Origin of the sequence: Pseudomonas sp. R11F, assembly GCF_050312575.1 — a bacterium.
Lineage (GTDB): Bacteria > Pseudomonadota > Gammaproteobacteria > Pseudomonadales > Pseudomonadaceae > Aquipseudomonas > Aquipseudomonas palleroniana.
In genome coordinates, this window is the sequence record NZ_JBNPJU010000062.1 from 1 (window position 1) to 17,310 (window position 17,310).

Sequence of the window (17,310 nt, forward strand, 5' to 3'; positions counted from 1 at the left end):
ACGCGCAGCGGTAGTTCAGTCGGTTAGAATACCGGCCTGTCACGCCGGGGGTCGCGGGTTCGAGTCCCGTCCGCTGCGCCATATTTTCCAGGTCCGATATGTCGGGCTTGAGATCGAACAGCCAAGGCTGATCGATCAGATGTTCCAAGACAGTTGAGGTTTTGCCTTGGCTGGTCAAGCGATACGCAGCGGTAGTTCAGTCGGTTAGAATACCGGCCTGTCACGCCGGGGGTCGCGGGTTCGAGTCCCGTCCGCTGCGCCATATCTGCCTCAAGGCCCACTGAACGCCTTGAAGCACAAAGAAAGCCTCTGGCTACTTTGATCCGATAGCAAAGACCCTGGTCGAAAGACCGGGGTTTTTTGTTTCTGCGATTTGGAAAACTGCCCGAAGAGCCGGCGAACCGGCTCTCACTGTGCTGTCAGAACCCCAGCTTATCCCGCAGCCCGTAGTACCAGGCCCCGAGTGCCGCAAACGGCGTGCGCAGTAGTTGTCCGCCCGGAAATGGGTAGTGCGGCAGGTCGGCAAACGCATCAAAACGCTCTGCCTGGCCTTTCAATGCCTCGGCCAATACCTTGCCTGCCAGGTGGGTGTACGTCACGCCATGGCCGCTGCAGCCCTGGGAATAGTAGATGTTGTCGCCCAGGCGCCCGACCTGCGGCAGTCGGGAGAGTGTCAGCAGGAAATTGCCGGTCCAGGCGTAGTCGATTTTCACATCCTTGAGCTGCGGAAAGGCCTTGAGCATCTTCGGTCGGATGATCGCTTCGATGTTCGCCGGATCGCGTGCTCCATACACCACACCGCCGCCGAAGATCAGGCGCTTGTCGCGGGTGAGACGGTAATAGTCGAGCAGATAGTTGCAGTCTTCTACGCAGTAGTCCTGCGGCAGCAGTGTCTTCGCCAGCTCATCGCCCAGTGGCGCCGTGGTGATGACTTGAGTGCCGCAGGGCATCGACTTGGCCGCCAGCTCCGGCACCAGGTTCCCCAGATAGGCGTTACCCGCGACAATGATGAATTTGGCCCTGACCTTGCCCTCGGCGGTATGCACTACCGGGTTGGCGCCGCGCTCGATGCGCACCGCCGCCGACTGTTCATAAATGACGCCCCCCAGGGACTCGACGGCCGCAGCTTCTCCCAATGCAAGGTTGAGTGGGTGGATATGCCCGCCACTCATGTCGAGCATGCCACCCACATAGTTGTCACAGGCCACCACGTCGCGAATGCGGCGTTCGTCCAGCAATTCCAGCTGAGTGTGGCCGAAGCGTTCCCACAGGCGCTTCTGCGACTCCAGATGAGCCATGTGCTTACTGTTGAGTGCGGCGAACACGCCGCCGTCCTTCAAGTCGCACTGGATCTGATACTTGGCCACGCGCTCGCGAATGATCCTGCCGCCTTCGAATGCCATTTGTCCCAGCAACTGGGCTTGCCTGGGGCCGACACTGCGCTCGATCACATCGATGTCACGGCTGTAGCTGTTGACGATTTGCCCGCCATTACGACCCGAGGCGCCGAACCCCACTTTGGCGGCCTCCAGCACCGTCACGCGAAAACCGTTTTCGAGCAGGAACAGCGCGCTGGAAAGACCGGTATAGCCGGCGCCGATCACGCACACATCGGTTTCGACTTCGCCCTGCAGCGTCGGGCGAGGCGGGACCGCATTGGCGGAGGCTGCGTAATACGACTGGGGGTAGGGGGTGTTCGCCATCCTGGAACCTCTGTTTTATATTTTTTACGAGTGCTCCGATCCTACCTGAGTTGAAAATTGCCTGCCAGCCACCGAAAAACCATGGGCATGCCCGCCGCAAATAAAAAATTCGCATATTCATAGGGTTAGCTGCAAAAAAGATGTTGACACCCCTCCGGAATTCCGTAGAATGCCGCCTCACAGCAGGCACGTAGCTCAGTTGGTTAGAGCACCACCTTGACATGGTGGGGGTCGTTGGTTCGAGTCCAATCGCGCCTACCAAACAAAATCCGCTCTGCTGGGCGGTCTGGAAGGGCTCACCGAAAGGTGGGCCCTTTTTTGTTGTCCGCGATTTGCACAGCGCTCGCAAACACCCACCTCAGGACGCCAGTTCGCGCCTGTCTCCAGGTACTCGATCAATGATTGGGGAATTCGACAGCGTCCTATATGAATCAGGCGCTACCGGGTACGCCCTTGGAATCAACCAGGGCCGGTCTTGATACTGGACACGACGGTCGGATTACCCTCATAACCTGCACCGCTATGCGGATCCCTATGCCCCGTGTGTGCGAGGTCGTCAGCAGAAAAGCTGCGCCACCCCTAGCAGGCAGATAATCTGGACGACCACCTGGCAGCGGATCTCGCCCAACGTCGCTGTTGCCTTACTCATTTGCCCGGCATACATATCGGCTAGCCTCTTGATCGGTACTGGCGCTGTGGATTTTGCCCAGATACAGCACTGCATTATTGAGTGTAGGCGCTGATCCAGAATTTTCACGACTGAATTCGACTCTCGGCCATGGAGGTGTCGCCGGGGCTGAATGACTGCACCGCGCCAGGTAAACCGGCGCCGATCACCCACAAAATTTATTGGTTTGCAGCAACAATTTTTCTTGTTGGACACCCCCCGGCCCAAGCGGCAAAGATGCCGCCACTGTCGCTCGACCTTCCAGGTCAACAATAAAAAAACCTAGCCGACTGCACGCCACTTTCATGCTGTGAGCCCTTTGCCCACATCCTGCTGTAATGGCGCCGCAGCGCGCACTAAAGGACCTCTCCGCCATGCAAACAGTTGTGAACTTATGGCCGTTGATCGGCGTACTCGTCATCGTGGTCGGCTTTGTATTGCGCTTCAATCCGCTGTTGGTGGTCACCGCCGCCGCCATCGCCACCGGGCTCGCCGCCCAATTCCCGCTGGAAAAAATACTGACTTCCATGGGGGATGGCTTTCTTCAGACCCGCGCCCTGCAATTGATTCTGTTATTACCGCTGGCGGTGATCGGCTTGTTGGAGCGCCATGGCTTGCGCCTGCATGCACAAAACTGGATCGCCCGCTTCGAACGTGCCACGGTCGGGCGTTTGCTGATCATGTATCTGTTTGTGCGTGAGTCCACGGCGGCCATGGGGCTGACCAGCCTGGGTGGCCATCCGCAAATGGTGCGGCCGCTCTTGGCGCCGATGGCCGAAGGCGCAGCGGAAAAACGCTTTGGCAAGCTGCCGGACAAGCTGCGCCACAAGGTACTGGCCATGTGCGCCGCCACCGACAACGTCGGGTTGTTTTTTGGTGAGGATATCTTTGTCGCCTTCGGTGCGATTGCGTTGATGCACACCTTTTTGCTGGGTTCGGGAATTGATGTGGAGCCGTTGCACATTGCGGTGTGGGGCATCCCGACGGCGATCTGCGCCTTCATCATTCATGCGATCCGGCTCCATCGCTTCGATCGACGACTGACCCGCGAGATGAGCCCCGCCGGCGTCCCGGTGGAGGCTGCTCAATGATTATTTCCATTCAATATCTTTACTGGCTGGCGGGTGTCCTGTTGCTGATCACCGCGGGCATGATCCTGCTCGACCGTACCCACCCCAAGCGCTGGTCCAGCGCGTTGTTCTGGTTGTTGTTTGCCGTGCCGTTCCTGGCAGGGGAGCGCCTGCCCTCGGTGGTCATCGGCGTCGGAGTGGTGGTGATGGCGTTGATCGCGGGTCTGGGCGGCGTTGGCCGTGGCCAGCACGCCGAGCTGCATGACAAGGCTTCCCGCGCCAGTGCCGGGCGCCTGGGCCACAAGCTGTTTATCCCGGCGTTGGCCATACCGCTGACCACGGTGATCGGCTCGGTATTGCTCAAGCACACCGAAGTGGGCGGTGTACCGCTGCTGGACCCGAAGAACACAACCTTTGTCTCCCTGGGCATCGGCTGCCTGATTGCGCTTGGCCTGGCCTGCTGGCTGACCCGTGATACGCCGGTACAAGCCTTGCGTGAATCGCGCCGTCTGACCGAAGCCCTGGGCTGGGCCATGGTATTGCCGCAGATGCTGGCAATGCTCGGGTTGCTGTTCAACGAGGCCGGGGTAGGCACTGCGGTCGCCCACGTCACTACCACCTATATCAACCTGGATTACAAGTGGGTGGCGGTGATGGTTTATGTGCTGGGCATGGCGTTGTTTACCGTGATCATGGGTAATGGATTTGCGGCGTTCCCTGTCATGACCGGCGGTGTCGGCGTGCCGGTACTGGTGGGAATTTACGGCGGCAACCCGGCGGTGATGGCCGCCATCGGTATGTTTTCCGGCTACTGCGGAACGCTGATGACGCCGATGGCGGCCAACTTCAATATCGTTCCGGCGGCGTTGCTGGAGTTGCCCGATAAAAATGCGGTGATCAAGGCGCAGATACCGACTGCATTGATGATGCTTCTGGTCAATATCGTGCTGCTTTACCTGTTGATGTGAGGCCACTATGCAAATTGTGCTGCTGACGGGCTTCGAGCCTTTTGATAACGACCGGGTGAACCCCTCGTGGGAGGCCGTGCGTCAGTTGGATGGCGTGCTGTTGAGCGAGGGTGTGCAGATAGTTGCGCGTTGCTTGCCCTGCGCATTTGCCACCGCTGCCGAGAGCCTGCTCCGGTTGATCCACGAACTGCACCCGGTCATGGTCATCGCCACGGGCTTGGGCCCTGGGCGTAGCGATATTTCCATCGAGCGTATTGCGATCAACGTTAACGATGCGCGCATTCCCGACAATCTTGGGGCGCAGCCGATTGATACGCCAGTGCTGGACGGCGGCCCGGCTGCGTACTTCTCGACATTGCCGATCAAGAGCATGGTCAGGGCGGTGCGCGAGGCGGGTATTGCGGCCTCGGTTTCGCAGACAGCGGGGACGTTTGTGTGCAACCAGGTGTTTTATCGGTTGCAGCATGCACTGGCGGGGGCTGCGGTGCGCAGTGGGTTTATTCATGTACCGGGCCTGCCTGAATCGGGCGAGCCGTCGATGGCGTTATCGACGGTAGTGGAGGGGCTGCGTGTTGCGGTTTCGGCAGCCTGGCAAACTCACGTCGACATCGTGCTGGGCGGTGGTCAGGTAAGCTGACGACGGGCTTTCCCTCAGACCTCACGGCCTGGGAAAAACAACTCAAAGCACGTCACGCCATCTTCACTGCTCACGCGGTATCGCCCGTTATGCAAGTGCATGATGGTTGCCACGATCGACAGCCCCAGTCCGTTGGACTGGGACGACCGTTCGCGGGATTCATCCACCCGGTAAAACCGTTCGAACAAGCGTGGCAGATGCTCGGCGGGAATGGTCTGGCCGTGGTTGCTCACTTTCAGATGGATACCCGCGTCATCAGGGATCGCCTGGATGCTCAGTTCCGAACCCGGCGCGCCGTACTTGATGGCGTTGGCGCACAGGTTCGCCAAGGCACGCCGCAGCAGCATCGGTTCAGCCCAGATCACCCCTTCGCCCGAGGCAACAATGGGCATGTGCACATCACCGGCCAGCCCTTCGAAGTAATCCGCGATGCGTTCCACTTCATCCGCCGCGCTCAACTCCTGACGTTGGCGCAGCGCGCTGGCGGGGTCGGTGCGAGCCAGAAACAGCATGTTGTCGAGCATCCGTGCCAGGCGCTCAAGCTCTTCTACATTGGAGGCCAGCAGTTGTTGATAGCTTTCAATACTGCGGCCTTGTTGCAGGGCCACCTGGGTTTCTCCCAGCAAGTTGTTGATCGGTGTACGCAGTTCATGCGCCATATCGGTAGACACCTGGCCCAACTGCACAAAGCCTTTAGCCAGCCGTTCGAGCATGGTGTTGAACGCATCGATCATGGGCAGCAGTTCTTTCGGCGTGCCGTGGCTATCGAGCCGTTCGGCCAGGTTGCCCACGCCGATCCCTTGAGTGTGCCGGGCCAGGCGACGTAACGGCAGCAGGCCACGGTGCACGAGCAGGTAACCCACCACCGCGAGGATGATCGCGGCGATGCTTGCCAGGATAAACACGTTCAAGCGATAGCTGGCGAGCATGCTGGTGCGTTCGGTCATCAGACGCCCGGTGGTGACCTGCAGGCTGCCAAGGTCTCCCGAGTCGATCGACGCAGCGACGGTGGCGAAGGGCACGCCATTTACACCGGGCAGATGGTGCACGTCGGCGAAGCCCAGCTCGCGGTCTTTGGGCGCCGGGGGCACGGACGGTATTTCAATGTTTCCTGGGTTGACCAGCAACAAAGGCTTCTGGCCAGGTGCTGCGATGCTCAGCACCGATTCGCTGTTGCCCAGCATGTTCTGGAACAGCTCCGGCTTGGTCTTGATCAGGTCCAGGGTGTTGCTGTCGTTGAGTAGTTTGCGCAGTTGGTCGGCGCGATAGATCAGCGAAGCGTCGTCACGCTTGATCAGTTCACGTTCCAGCTCGCGGTAAAGCGCCACGCCTAATGTGGCGAGCAGGGCGAAGGCGAGCAAGGCGAAGATCAGCGCCAGGCGCAGGGTCAATGAATAATGGCGACGGTTGCTCATGGCTGGGTATCGAAGCGGTAGCCGATGCCCCGCACGCTGTGAATCAGTTTGAGCTGGAACGGATCATCGATTTTCAAGCGCAGGCGCCGTACGGCAACGTCCACCACGTTGGTGTCACTGTCGAAGTTCATGTCCCACACCCGCGAGGCAATCATCGAGCGTGATAACACCTGGTCTTGATGAGTCGCGAACAGGTGCAGCAGGGCAAACTCTTTATTGGTCAGCGTAATGCGCGTACCGGCACGGGTGACACGGCGTTTCAGGACGTCAATTTGCAGGTCGGCGATTTGCAGCTGTTCTTCTTCGCGACTGGGGCCGCGGCGGGTCAGGGTGCGCAGGCGCGCCACCAGCTCGGCGAACGAGAAGGGCTTGATCAGATAGTCATCGGCGCCCAGCTCCAGTCCCTTGATACGGTCGGCAATGTCATCGCGGGCGGTGAGAAACAGCACCGGCGTATCGGCTTCCTTGCGCAGGCGGCGCAGCACTTCCCAACCGTCCATTTTCGGCATCATCACATCCAGCACGATCACATCGAATGGCGCTTCCAGCGCTTGATGCAGTCCATCGACACCATCACGGGCGAGGCTCACCGAGTAACCCAACTCCCGCAGTCCGTTGAGCAGGTAGTTGCCGGCCTTGGGTTCGTCTTCGACTACGAGGATATTCATGGCAAGTGCCTTGGTTCGATGTGTGGCGCAAGTGTAGCCCGATCAATTCTCACTGGCACAACCGATGCCTTGCACCTGGTAGTCGAGTACGTGTTCGCGGCCCTGATGGTCCAGGTAGTTGAGACGAGCGGGGACAATGCCGCACTGCCCGTAGGTGTCGGTGCTCGATAACACTTTGTCGATGTCCAGGTGAACGAAGAAGCCGGTTTTGTCGTGGATCACGTTTGTTGCAGGGGCAGTGTCGGCGGCGAATGCCGAACCGGTGGCGAGCAAGGTGGCAAAGCCGAGGGTAAACAGTTTCATGATGGTGTCTCTTTCCAAGGGATGGCTGCCAGGTTCCGGCAGTGAGTTCACGGTAATCAGGCACCCCGAACAGCCAACCAACAGAATCATGACAAGTTTGTAATGAAGTGCCTGAGGCTCGAAGGTTTCGAGGATCAGAGAGGTGATTTTTGGGGCGCGTAACGTTTCAGGCCGGGGGATGGGCGGCCTGCCGCTTTATTCCGAGGTTGCGATGCAATGGCGTGATCCGTAGATTGCATCGGGGTCAGCCAATGTTCGCTAATAGAAGGAAAACCAGCAGTGTCCGCTCCAGGCCCCTCCTTACTGACCCAACGCTACCGTGCCTTTCTGTTCGATATGGATGGGACCCTGCTCAATTCCATTGCCGCTGCCGAACGTGTGTGGAGCCGCTGGGCGACGCGGCATGGCTTGGAGGTCGAGGCGTTCCTCGCCACGATCCATGGTGCCAGGGCCATCGATACCATCACCCGCCAGGCGTTGCCAGGCATTGATCCGGAGGTCGAAGCGCAGTGGATCACCGCGGCTGAAATCGACGATGTCCAGGGGGTTGTGGCGATTCCCGGTGCAGTCGAGTTTCTGAACAGCTTGCCAGGTGATCGATGGGCGCTGGTGACCTCTGCACCCAAGGCGTTGGCATTGCGTCGGTTGGAGGCGGCAGGCATTGCAGCGCCGGTGGTGCTGGTGACGGCCGAAGATGTCGCGCGCGGCAAACCTGACCCCGCCTGTTATGTGCTCGGTGCGCAGCGCCTGGGCGTGCCGGTGCAGGACTGCTTGGTGTTCGAGGATGCTGCGGTAGGGATTCGAGCGGGGGAGGCTGCGGGAGCAGATGTGATGGTGGTCACCTCGACGCATCTCACGCCCCTGGCGACAGCGCATGCTTGCATAACAGGGTATGAGGGATTAGAAGCCCGGTGTGATGCTGACGGCTGGTTGTCTTTGAGGCCGTTGGCAAGGTGATCTGAATACACCGAGTCGGTCATCGGCCTCGGTGGTCTTCACACAGGTCGGTTGACGCTTGTAACCGGCTGCTTCTCATGCCTTGGCGCGAGAGCACCATTTCCCTGAGTATCTCGTTGGCGAGCCGGGCAATGGCTTCAGTGCCGCGATAGTGCGCGCGCACGATTCCGGTAATCGCAAAGTGATCGGTTTCCGGGCCGCTGAGAATGGCTGACAGGGTGCCGTCAGCATGCAGCGTGCAGGTCACCGTGTAGCTGGGCAGGCGTGCCGCCAGCGCTTGTTCGATTTGAGATTTGCTGAGGGTGTCCATCGGCTTTTAGCACCTTTCACTGTCCGCGCCAGCCCAAGCATAGGTGCTACTGTGGGTCTGTAAATACCGGCAATCTGATAGCGTGGCAACGTCAGCGTATGGTTTTTCGATACTCACGATGGGCCGCGCGTTGGCACAACTTGCGCAAAACAGTCTTTTGGATCGGCCTGATGCAAAACACCAGCAAGTAGCCACAGAGCAGTAACGCCAGGTCCAGCGAAGAGTGAGTGCCGGGATCGCTGACGCGGTCAATTTCGAACCTCAGGCCATATCCGGCAGCCAGGAAAATCAGCCCTATCAACAGGGTGATCATCCAGGATCTGGAAATAAGCGGCTGTGTTGCTCGATGCCTCATCGACGTGCTCCTGAATGCACACAGACAGATGGCAGGGTGATTGTCAGAAGGTTCGGCTACGAATAACGCCGCAAGTTCCAGGCTTTATGACAGTTTTATCTCACCGCGAGGGAAATGCAGGAGGCGCGCTGAACGCGTAAGCATACGCGAGCAGGCTGAATGGGTTTTCGCCAGCCGTCACTGTGAACGAAAAGGCTGGCTACTCGGGGCGCTTCAAGGCGTCTGGTTTTTGTCCGGCGCAGTGAGGCCGGCCTGGATGCGCTGATAAATCTCCTCACGATGCACGGCGACGTCTTTGGGAGCGTTGATGCCGATTCGAACTTGCTGGCCGCTGACGCCCAGGATGGTGATCGTAATGTTATCACCGATGTTTATGCTTTCACCGACTTTGCGGGTGAGTATAAGCATGGACTTCTCCTTGATTACTTTTAAGGACACATGTTCCAGACAGGGTAGGTGTCAGATGTGTGTAGCTTACTGCTAAGCGCTTCCCTGTGACTGCCTCTTTTAGGACGCATAGAGGCGACATTAATTCCCATGGCGGCATCATACAGGTCTGCGGTACATCATTCGCATTGTTTAAGCCAACGTTTATGACGGCCAGAATAGACAGTGAATGGTAAAGTTGCCTCTTTATCCTCAAAGGAGCAGGGCAGTGCGTAAAGTAGCGATGGCGATTGCGGTGTTGGCATTGACCGGTTGCGGTGAAGGCAAACCTGTCGATGCCCCCAAGGCCAAGCCTGCCGTGACCGAAAGCCAGCCACAAACCGGCGCGATTGCCGCTCAGGAATGGGATGTGTGGGTAGGCCCGCCGGATCACAAACTGCAGGCGATCACCGACCTGACCGCGTGGTTGCTGGAACACGGCTTCAGTTTTTATATTGTGAAAGTGGACGGTAAGGACGAGGTGTTTCTGGGGCCGTTCGCCAGCAAAGCTGAGGCCGAAGCCAAGCAGGCACTGCTGACTGAAAAGCTGGCCCGCGCCAAGAAGAACGACACCGAGTCGCAAGTCATCGAGCACAAGGCCGCGCAATAGTAGGCGGGCTGGGCGGGAATACCGCCCACGTTCAACTGCAGGCTTTCAAGTTCACCGGGCCCACAAATTCATTGCCGCGGCCCATCACGCAGGCAACTGTCTGATTGCGCTGGCGCTCCCAGGTCTGTACCGGATAGGTCTTGTTCCAGGCTTCGTACAGCTGGCGATCCTGTTTTGACAGGCGTAACCCGTATTGTTTGCTCATATAAAAATACGTGCGTGCGATCATTCCGCGAATCGACGGTCGTGGCATGACCTTCTTGGCCTTGAAGTCCACTTGGGTCAGGCATGAGCCGTATTGCCCGCTTTGCACTGGCAGCCAGCCGAAGCTGAAGTTGTTACGGTCGCCATTCACTTCGCCGATACTCGGCACCAGGTTGTGCAGGTCCGCCTCGGCCCGCTTGAACACATCATCGTGGCGCGTGCAGTTTTTTCTCCCTCCATTTTGCCAGCATTGGCGCTGATGCCCAATTTGCCAGGCCGGTACAATGTGTTCCCACTCAATACGCGCGGCGCGGTTGGCATTTTTGCGTGGGATGTAACCACAGGCTTTCAGGTCCACCCGGTTACCGGTGTATTTGCAGCCGCAATAAAATTCGGTGGATTGCGGAGCGTAGAGCTTCCAGGCGATTTTCTTGGCTTCGCTGAAGGTGCGAGGGGCTTGGGCGTTGGCGGTGAGGGCAAAAAACAGGCAGCACACAGCGATAAAACGGACACTCATTCAATCAATCTTCCTTCGGCACAACCCAGAAAATCTGCACGCCACCGTCATCCCGATAGGCGAGGGTGACGTTATCGTTTTCGGCGATCTCTTCCAGCAGGCGCTCCCACTCATCCACAGGCTCATCCGGCAGACGGAAGATCAACGCTGCCTTGGCTTTTTGGGCGTTGGTTGAATTGATGATTTTTTGCACGCGCAGCGCCAGGCGTTCGTAGGCGTCTGGCGATGTGGGCGCTGCGGAAGAAGACTTTGCCACAGAGAATTCCTTGGTGGGCTGTACGCACATACAGTATTTAACTGTGGGCGTTTTCGCAACTACTTAAAATTCAAGAGGTTCTGGAAGGCGGGGTATTCAAGGTTCCAGTGGTCTATCGGTCGGCCAATTTACGGATGCGGTACACGCAGCGGCGACCGCCACGCAGTAAATGCTCTTCGCGCGTCACCTGGCCCCAGCCCTGCATCAGCATTTGAAATTGCGACAGTTCTGATGCGCAGAATCCTTGGCATTTGGTTGCGGCGGCGCAAATCGGGCAATGGTCCTCGATCAATAAAAAATCATCACCATCGCTTTCAACCCGTGCCATATAGCCTTCCGCATCTCGCGCATCGGCCAGTCGCTTGACGCGTTCGGCCAAGGAACTCGCCGATGCCAGTTGCGCTTGATACTCGGCTAATTGTTGCGAGCCGCGTAGTTCGATGACTTGATCTATGCCCCCCTGGCCAAACAACTGCGTCACCGATTCGATGATTTGCACGGTGAGTTGGGCGTGCGTATCGGGAAATCGCGCATGACCGGAATCAGTCAACTGCCATAGCTGTTTGGGGCGACCAACGCCTGAGCGTGAGACCACGCTATCGACCAAGTCTTGTTCGACCAACTTGACCATTTGTTGGCGCACCGCTTCGGATGTCACCCCCAGCACCTTTGACAAATCCGCCGTACTGCATGTGCCATGGGTTTTAAGGTGTCTCAAGAGATGTTCGGATGAGCGCGAAGTCGAGTTATCCAGGCTTTTGTTTGCATACGTCATTGTGGGCTCAATAATATTGAAACTGTTAGCTTGCTTATTAAGGCATCTCCCGCGGCAGGCTTCAAGCCTGCGCTCTTGGTAGCTGTGGGAAAAACGTATGGATGCTCAACGAGCACTTAGACACTGAGGAAACAATAGGCAGCTGACGTTATGAAAGCGTCATTCCGATACTGTCGGTGGGGCTGGTTTTTGGGGTAGGGCGGGGGCTTTTATCGCGGGGTCTACGAGTGGGTAGAGGCAGATAAATCTGCCTCTACCGCAGTGTCACCAGGAATCAGTATTCCCAGAACATCCGTTGCAGTTCCTTGCTGTCCTGGGTCTTGGTCAGGGCAACCATTGCCAGGATGCGGGCTTTCTGTGGGTTCAGGTCAAGGGCGGCGACCCAGTCGTATTTGTCGTCCGGCTGTTCGGCGTTACGCAGCACCATGCCGCCGGCGTTGACGTGGGAGGAGCGAATGATCTGCACGCCTTGCTTGCGCAGTTCCACCAGCGCTGGAACGACCTTGGACGATACCGAACCATTACCGGTACCGGCGTGGATGATGGCCTTGGCGCCAGCCTGGGCCAATGCTTTGTAGGCGGTATCGCTTACGTTGCCGTAGCCGTAGGCAATTTCAACGTCAGGCAGGCTCTTGATGGTCTTGATGTCGAACTCCGAATCCATGGTGTGGCGCTTGGCTGGCAGGCGGAACCAGTAGGATTTGCCTTCCACTACCATGCCCAGCGGGCCCCAAGGGCTCTTGAACGCTTCGGTTTTGATGTTGATCATTTTGCTGACGTCGCGACCCGATTGGATCTCGTCGTTCATGGTCACCAGCACGCCCTTGCCACGCGCATCTTTGCTGCCGGCCACGGCCACGGCGTTGTACAGGTTAAGCATGCCGTCCGCGGACATTGCGGTGCCTGGGCGCATGGAGCCGACCACCACGATTGGCTTGTCGGTTTTTTCCACCAGGTTCAGGAAGTAGGCGGTTTCTTCGAGGGTGTCGGTACCGTGGGTGATCACGATGCCGTCAACGTCCTTGCTGTCGGCCAGTTCGGCCACGCGGCGGCCCAGTTGCAGCAGGTTTTCGTTGTTGATGCTTTCGGAGGCGATCTGCATCACTTGTTCGCCACGCACGTTGGCGATCTGGGAGAGCTCGGGAACGCCGGCGATCAGTTGTTCGATACCGACTTTGGCTGCCTGATAGGTGGCGCTGTTGGCGGCACTGGCGCCAGCGCCGGCGATGGTACCGCCGGTGGCGAGGATCACCACGTTGGACAGTTTGGTCTTGGTTTCAACTTCTTTTGCGTGGGCGGCAACAGGGAACAGCAGCAGAAGGGCGAGGGCGCCCGGAACAAAGTTCTTCAATGCAGATTTCATTATTTTTCTCTCTGGTTTTTGATGAGTGCGGTGGCAGTTTCATCCAGAACACCCGGGCGACTCTGAACGCCTCGGGTGCTGAGAAAGAGCAGGATTTGTACCAGGCGGATTGTGCGCAGGGATATAAATTAACGTATTGATTTAAAACAACTTAATTTGAATTTTTGACGTTGCGAAAAGGGCGTTTGTCCGGCTTTCCGAACAGTGCGTGGGTATTTCGTTCGGTTGTCCGAAAAAGATGACGGAATATTCCTGGCTCCCGCATGACCTTGGTGTCACAGCCTGTCGTTTCGGCGCAGGACCTGGTGAGGTGATGTTCAAACACATCTCAGGGGGCGTAACTGCGGCGCTGAGGACCTTGGATGAAAGACGGATTACCCCGTTGACAAACCTCGACAAGGTTCTCATAGTTTGAATAACGCAAACGTTTGCGAGATGTTTCACGAAGCGCTTCTGGTGTGTCGTGACCGCTCGTTTCAGCCCCCCGGGTGGGGCGGCTGCCGAAGAGGGTTTCGGTGCAAGCGTTGCTCACAATAATCATAAGATCGGAGTGAACCCATGAAGCTGCCATTTGCTGGACGCCTTCTTGCTGTCGCTGTGCTTGCCGCCGCATCCGCTGCCCTGCCTCTCTCCTCTGCATTTGCCGATGACGCTGCCGCCAAACCCAAGGTCGGCCTGGTCATGAAGTCCCTCGCCAATGAATTTTTCGTCACGATGCAGGACGGTGCCAAGGACTACCAGAAAGCCCACGCCGCCGACTTCGACATGATCACCAACGGCATCAAGAACGAAACCGATACCAGCGCGCAGATCGATATCGTCAACCAGATGATCCTCGCCAAGGTTAACGCCATCGTGATTGCTCCTGCCGACTCCAAGGCGCTGGTTACCGTGCTGAAGAAGGCTTCGGACGCGGGCATCAAGGTCGTCAACATTGATAACCGCCTGGACCCTGACGTCCTGAAAAGCAAAAACCTCGACATTCCGTTCGTAGGCCCGGACAACCGCAAAGGCGCCAAGCTGGTAGGCGATTACCTGGCCAAGCACCTGACCTCGGGTGACAAAGTCGCGATCATCGAAGGCGTACCCACCACCACCAATGCCCAGCAGCGCACCGCAGGCTTCAAGGATGCGATGGACGCTGCCGGTATGAAGATCGTTTCCACCCAGTCCGGCAACTGGGAAATCGACCAGGGCCAGAAAGTGGCGTCCGCCATGTTGAGCGAACACCCAGACCTCAAGGCACTGCTGGCCGGCAATGACAACATGGCGCTGGGCGCTGTGTCTGCCGTACGTGCCGCAGGCAAGACTGGCAAAGTGCAGGTGGTCGGCTATGACAACATCGAAGCCATCAAGCCGATGCTGCAAGACGGCCGTGTACTTGCGACCGCCGACCAGGCTGCTGCCCAGCAAGCCGTGTTCGGTATCCAGAACGCGCTCAAGCTGGTCAAGGGTGAGAAAGTCGATGCCAAAGACGGCGTGATCGAAACCCCTGTCGAACTCGTCCTCAAGAAGTAATCCTGGCAGTACCCAACAGCGTCCGCTCGTCCTGAGCGGGCGCCTGGAGATTTTCCTATGTCATCTTCCGCCCCGAACGCTGTCCTCTCGGTCAGCGGTATCGGCAAAACCTATGCCCAACCGGTTCTGGCCGACATCACCCTGACGCTTAATCGCGGGGAAGTGCTGGCGCTGACCGGTGAAAACGGTGCAGGTAAAAGCACGCTGTCGAAGATTATCGGCGGCTTGGTCACGCCGACCACCGGGCACATGCAGTTCAACGGTCAGGATTACCGCCCGGCCAGCCGTACCCAGGCCGAAGAGCTGGGCGTGCGCATGGTCATGCAGGAACTCAACTTGCTGCCGACGCTGACCGTGGCCGAAAACCTGTTCCTGGATAACCTGCCCAGCCGGTGCGGCTGGATCAGCCGCAAGCAACTGCGCACGGCCGCAATCGAAGCCATGGCCCAGGTTGGCCTGGACGCCATCGACCCGGACACCCTCGTCGGCAGCCTGGGTATCGGGCATCAACAAATGGTCGAGATTGCGCGCAACCTGATCGGCGATTGCCATGTGCTGATCCTCGACGAGCCCACGGCCATGCTCACCGCGCGTGAAGTCGAGATGCTGTTCGAGCAAATCACCCGCTTGCAGGCTCGCGGCGTGGCGATCATCTACATCTCGCACCGGCTCGAGGAGCTGGCCCGTGTTGCCCAGCGCATTGCGGTACTGCGTGATGGCAAGCTGGTCTGCGTCGAGCCGATGGCCAACTACAACAGCGAGCAACTGGTCACCCTGATGGTGGGCCGTGAGTTGGGTGAGCAGATTGACCTGGGCCCGCGGACCATTGGTGGTCCCGCCCTGACCGTGAAAGGGCTGACCCGTTCGGACAAGGTTCGCGATGTGTCCTTTGAAGTGCGCGCCGGCGAAATCTATGGCATCTCCGGCTTGATCGGCGCCGGCCGCACCGAGCTGTTGCGCCTGATCTTTGGTGCTGACCTGGCCGACAGCGGCACCATTGCCCTGGGCTCGCCTGCCCAGGTAGTGAGCATTCGTTCGCCAGTGGACGCGGTGGGGCATGGGATTGCCTTGATCACCGAGGACCGCAAAGGTGAAGGTTTGCTGCTGACCCAATCCATCAGTGCCAACATCGCGCTGGGCAACATGCCCAAGATTTCCGGTGGTGGCGTGGTGAACAACCGTGACGAAACCGCCTTGGCCAAGCGTCAGGTAGATGCCATGCGCATCCGCAGCTCCAGCCCGGCGCAATTGGTCAGCGAGCTGTCGGGTGGCAACCAGCAGAAAGTCGTGATTGGTCGCTGGCTGGAGCGCGATTGTGCGGTAATGCTGTTCGACGAACCGACCCGTGGCATCGACGTTGGTGCCAAGTTCGACATCTATGCCTTGCTGGGCGAGCTGACTCGCCAGGGCAAGGCGCTGGTGGTGGTGTCCAGCGATCTGCGAGAGCTGATGCTGATCTGTGATCGGATCGGCGTGCTCTCCGCCGGACGCCTGATCGAAACCTTCGAGCGCGACAGCTGGACCCAGGACGAGCTGCTTGCCGCCGCCTTTGCCGGCTATCAAAAACGTGATGCGCTGCTCAACGACGCAGTGCTTAGGGATACCCCATGAAAACAACAACTTCCCCCGGCAAAACCGGCGGTAACTTCTACGGCCTGGGTACCTACCTGGGCCTGGCCGGTGCCTTGCTGGCGATGATTGCGCTGTTCTCGGTGCTCAGCGACCACTTCCTGTCCTATGACACCTTCAGCACCCTGGCCAACCAGATTCCGGACCTGATGGTGCTGGCGGTGGGCATGACCTTCATCCTGATCATCGGCGGTATCGACCTGTCGGTGGGCTCGGTGCTGGCGTTGGCCGCATCGGCGGTCAGCGTGGCGATTCTCGGCTGGGGCTGGAGCGTGTTGCCGGCCGCCATACTCGGCATGGGTTGCGCGGCGCTGGCTGGCACCATCACCGGCTCGATCACCGTGGCCTGGCGGATCCCGTCGTTCATCGTCTCGCTCGGTGTGCTGGAAATGGCGCGGGGCGTGGCCTATCAGATGACCGGCTCGCGCACCGCTTACATCGGTGACTCGTTTGCCTGGTTATCCAACCCGATTGCCTTTGGTATTTCTCCGTCGTTCATCATTGCGTTGCTGGTGATCATCGCGGCGCAACTGGTGTTGACCCGAACGGTATTCGGTCGCTACCTCATTGGTATCGGCACAAACGAGGAGGCTGTGCGTCTGGCGGGGATCAATCCCAAGCCCTACAAAATCCTGGTATTCAGCCTGATGGGGTTGTTGGCCGGTGTTGCGGCGTTGTTCCAGATCTCGCGCCTTGAAGCGGCAGACCCGAACGCCGGTTCCGGCCTGGAGCTGCAAGTGATCGCCGCTGTGGTGATCGGCGGTACCAGCCTGATGGGTGGGCGCGGTTCGGTCATCAGTACCTTTTTCGGGGTGTTGATTATTTCGGTGCTGGCGGCTGGCCTTGCGCAGATCGGTGCTACGGAACCTACTAAACGCATCATTACCGGTGCTGTCATTGTGATTGCCGTGGTCCTCGATACCTATCGCAGCCAGCGCGCCAGTCGGCGGGGCTGAACC

Annotated in this window: 19 protein-coding genes and 3 tRNA genes; 11 read left to right on the plus strand and 11 right to left on the minus strand. The window is 58.6% G+C overall.

Features of this window, described 5'->3' with window-relative positions; all coding sequences use genetic code 11:
- The first annotated feature begins 4 nt into the window (after window positions 1-4).
- Together ACQRBV_RS17235 and ACQRBV_RS17240 are read left to right on the plus strand one after the other, a co-directional pair.
- Window positions 5-81: transfer RNA gene (locus ACQRBV_RS17235), tRNA-Asp, on the plus strand.
- A 104-nt stretch (window positions 82-185) separates the two neighbouring features.
- Window positions 186-262: transfer RNA gene (locus ACQRBV_RS17240), tRNA-Asp, on the plus strand.
- A 157-nt stretch (window positions 263-419) separates the two neighbouring features.
- Here ACQRBV_RS17240 and ACQRBV_RS17245 read toward each other — a convergent pair.
- Entirely contained in the window at window positions 420-1,703 is a 1,284-nt protein-coding gene (locus ACQRBV_RS17245; RefSeq protein ID WP_244385430.1) for an NAD(P)/FAD-dependent oxidoreductase, read from the minus strand.
- 184 nt (window positions 1,704-1,887) lie between these two features.
- Between ACQRBV_RS17245 and ACQRBV_RS17250 the strand changes: the two genes are divergently transcribed.
- The 4 genes from ACQRBV_RS17250 to pcp all read left to right on the plus strand — a co-directional run bounded on the left by ACQRBV_RS17250 (window position 1,888) and on the right by pcp (window position 5,045).
- Window positions 1,888-1,964: transfer RNA gene (locus ACQRBV_RS17250), tRNA-Val, on the plus strand.
- Between the two features lie 780 nt (window positions 1,965-2,744).
- Complete coding sequence (locus tag ACQRBV_RS17255) at window positions 2,745-3,461, plus strand: DUF969 domain-containing protein (RefSeq protein WP_090369815.1); 717 nt, start codon at window positions 2,745-2,747, stop codon at window positions 3,459-3,461.
- Window positions 3,458-4,408: a DUF979 domain-containing protein gene (locus tag ACQRBV_RS17260; RefSeq protein WP_104994318.1), complete on the plus strand. Its 951-nt coding sequence runs from the start codon at window positions 3,458-3,460 to the stop codon at window positions 4,406-4,408. The genes ACQRBV_RS17255 and ACQRBV_RS17260 overlap by 4 nt, the downstream gene beginning before the upstream one ends.
- A gap of 7 nt (window positions 4,409-4,415) precedes the next feature.
- A complete protein-coding gene (gene pcp, locus ACQRBV_RS17265; RefSeq protein WP_411984997.1) occupies window positions 4,416-5,045 on the plus strand; it encodes a pyroglutamyl-peptidase I in 630 nt (209 codons plus the stop codon).
- 14 nt (window positions 5,046-5,059) lie between these two features.
- Here pcp and ACQRBV_RS17270 read toward each other — a convergent pair whose 3' ends face one another.
- Genes ACQRBV_RS17270 through ACQRBV_RS17280 form a run of 3 tightly spaced genes read right to left on the minus strand, consistent with a single transcriptional unit; the run spans window position 5,060 to window position 7,431 of the window.
- Window positions 5,060-6,460, minus strand: a complete 1,401-nt coding sequence (locus ACQRBV_RS17270) for a heavy metal sensor histidine kinase (RefSeq protein ID WP_104994316.1) — start codon at window positions 6,458-6,460, stop codon at window positions 5,060-5,062.
- A complete protein-coding gene (locus ACQRBV_RS17275; protein ID WP_090369822.1) occupies window positions 6,457-7,128 on the minus strand; it encodes a heavy metal response regulator transcription factor in 672 nt (223 codons plus the stop codon). The genes ACQRBV_RS17270 and ACQRBV_RS17275 overlap by 4 nt, the downstream gene beginning before the upstream one ends.
- A 42-nt stretch (window positions 7,129-7,170) precedes the next feature.
- The gene (locus tag ACQRBV_RS17280) at window positions 7,171-7,431 is read right to left on the minus strand and encodes a DUF2790 domain-containing protein (protein WP_104994315.1); all 261 of its coding nucleotides are present in this window, start codon (window positions 7,429-7,431) and stop codon (window positions 7,171-7,173) included.
- A gap of 279 nt (window positions 7,432-7,710) precedes the next feature.
- On the opposite strand from ACQRBV_RS17280, the gene ACQRBV_RS17285 reads away from it, so the two are divergent.
- Window positions 7,711-8,388, plus strand: coding sequence for an HAD family hydrolase (locus ACQRBV_RS17285; protein WP_411984998.1), 678 nt, complete (start codon window positions 7,711-7,713; stop codon window positions 8,386-8,388).
- 19 nt (window positions 8,389-8,407) lie between these two features.
- On the opposite strand, the gene ACQRBV_RS17290 is transcribed toward ACQRBV_RS17285, so the two are convergent.
- From ACQRBV_RS17290 to csrA, 3 genes are all read right to left on the minus strand, one after another.
- Window positions 8,408-8,698: a hypothetical protein gene (locus ACQRBV_RS17290; protein ID WP_090369826.1), complete on the minus strand. Its 291-nt coding sequence runs from the start codon at window positions 8,696-8,698 to the stop codon at window positions 8,408-8,410.
- A gap of 91 nt (window positions 8,699-8,789) precedes the next feature.
- Window positions 8,790-9,053: a hypothetical protein gene (locus ACQRBV_RS17295; protein ID WP_060755767.1), complete on the minus strand. Its 264-nt coding sequence runs from the start codon at window positions 9,051-9,053 to the stop codon at window positions 8,790-8,792.
- Window positions 9,054-9,266: 213 nt separating this feature from the next.
- Window positions 9,267-9,461, minus strand: coding sequence for a carbon storage regulator CsrA (gene csrA, locus ACQRBV_RS17300; RefSeq protein ID WP_060755766.1), 195 nt, complete (start codon window positions 9,459-9,461; stop codon window positions 9,267-9,269).
- 262 nt (window positions 9,462-9,723) lie between these two features.
- Here csrA and ACQRBV_RS17305 point away from each other — a divergent pair, with 262 nt between their 5' ends.
- Window positions 9,724-10,089 carry an SPOR domain-containing protein gene (locus ACQRBV_RS17305; protein ID WP_060755765.1) on the plus strand — a complete coding sequence of 122 codons (366 nt, stop codon included), beginning with the start codon at window positions 9,724-9,726 and terminating at the stop codon, window positions 10,087-10,089.
- A gap of 31 nt (window positions 10,090-10,120) precedes the next feature.
- Here the strand turns inward: ACQRBV_RS17305 and ACQRBV_RS17310 are convergent, their stop codons facing one another.
- The 4 genes from ACQRBV_RS17310 to ACQRBV_RS17325 all read right to left on the minus strand — a co-directional run bounded on the left by ACQRBV_RS17310 (window position 10,121) and on the right by ACQRBV_RS17325 (window position 13,204).
- On the minus strand, window positions 10,121-10,810 hold the full coding sequence (locus ACQRBV_RS17310; RefSeq protein ID WP_090369832.1) for an endonuclease: 690 nt from the start codon (window positions 10,808-10,810) through the stop codon (window positions 10,121-10,123).
- Window positions 10,811-10,814: 4 nt separating this feature from the next.
- Window positions 10,815-11,096 carry a DUF1654 domain-containing protein gene (locus tag ACQRBV_RS17315; protein ID WP_244699763.1) on the minus strand — a complete coding sequence of 94 codons (282 nt, stop codon included), beginning with the start codon at window positions 11,094-11,096 and terminating at the stop codon, window positions 10,815-10,817.
- An 82-nt stretch (window positions 11,097-11,178) separates the two neighbouring features.
- Window positions 11,179-11,841 carry a helix-turn-helix transcriptional regulator gene (locus ACQRBV_RS17320; protein WP_411984999.1) on the minus strand — a complete coding sequence of 221 codons (663 nt, stop codon included), beginning with the start codon at window positions 11,839-11,841 and terminating at the stop codon, window positions 11,179-11,181.
- 274 nt (window positions 11,842-12,115) lie between these two features.
- Window positions 12,116-13,204, minus strand: a complete 1,089-nt coding sequence (locus ACQRBV_RS17325; protein ID WP_090369838.1) for an asparaginase — start codon at window positions 13,202-13,204, stop codon at window positions 12,116-12,118.
- Window positions 13,205-13,762: 558 nt separating this feature from the next.
- Between ACQRBV_RS17325 and ACQRBV_RS17330 the strand changes: the two genes are divergently transcribed.
- Genes ACQRBV_RS17330 through ACQRBV_RS17340 form a run of 3 tightly spaced genes read left to right on the plus strand, consistent with a single transcriptional unit; the run spans window position 13,763 to window position 17,307 of the window.
- Window positions 13,763-14,722, plus strand: coding sequence for a sugar ABC transporter substrate-binding protein (locus ACQRBV_RS17330; RefSeq protein ID WP_060756911.1), 960 nt, complete (start codon window positions 13,763-13,765; stop codon window positions 14,720-14,722).
- Between the two features lie 57 nt (window positions 14,723-14,779).
- Window positions 14,780-16,333, plus strand: a complete 1,554-nt coding sequence (locus ACQRBV_RS17335) for a sugar ABC transporter ATP-binding protein (protein WP_060756910.1) — start codon at window positions 14,780-14,782, stop codon at window positions 16,331-16,333.
- The gene (locus ACQRBV_RS17340) at window positions 16,330-17,307 is read left to right on the plus strand and encodes an ABC transporter permease (RefSeq protein WP_090369844.1); all 978 of its coding nucleotides are present in this window, start codon (window positions 16,330-16,332) and stop codon (window positions 17,305-17,307) included. Before ACQRBV_RS17335 ends, ACQRBV_RS17340 begins: the two co-directional genes overlap by 4 nt.
- The last annotated feature ends 3 nt before the right edge of the window (window positions 17,308-17,310 follow it).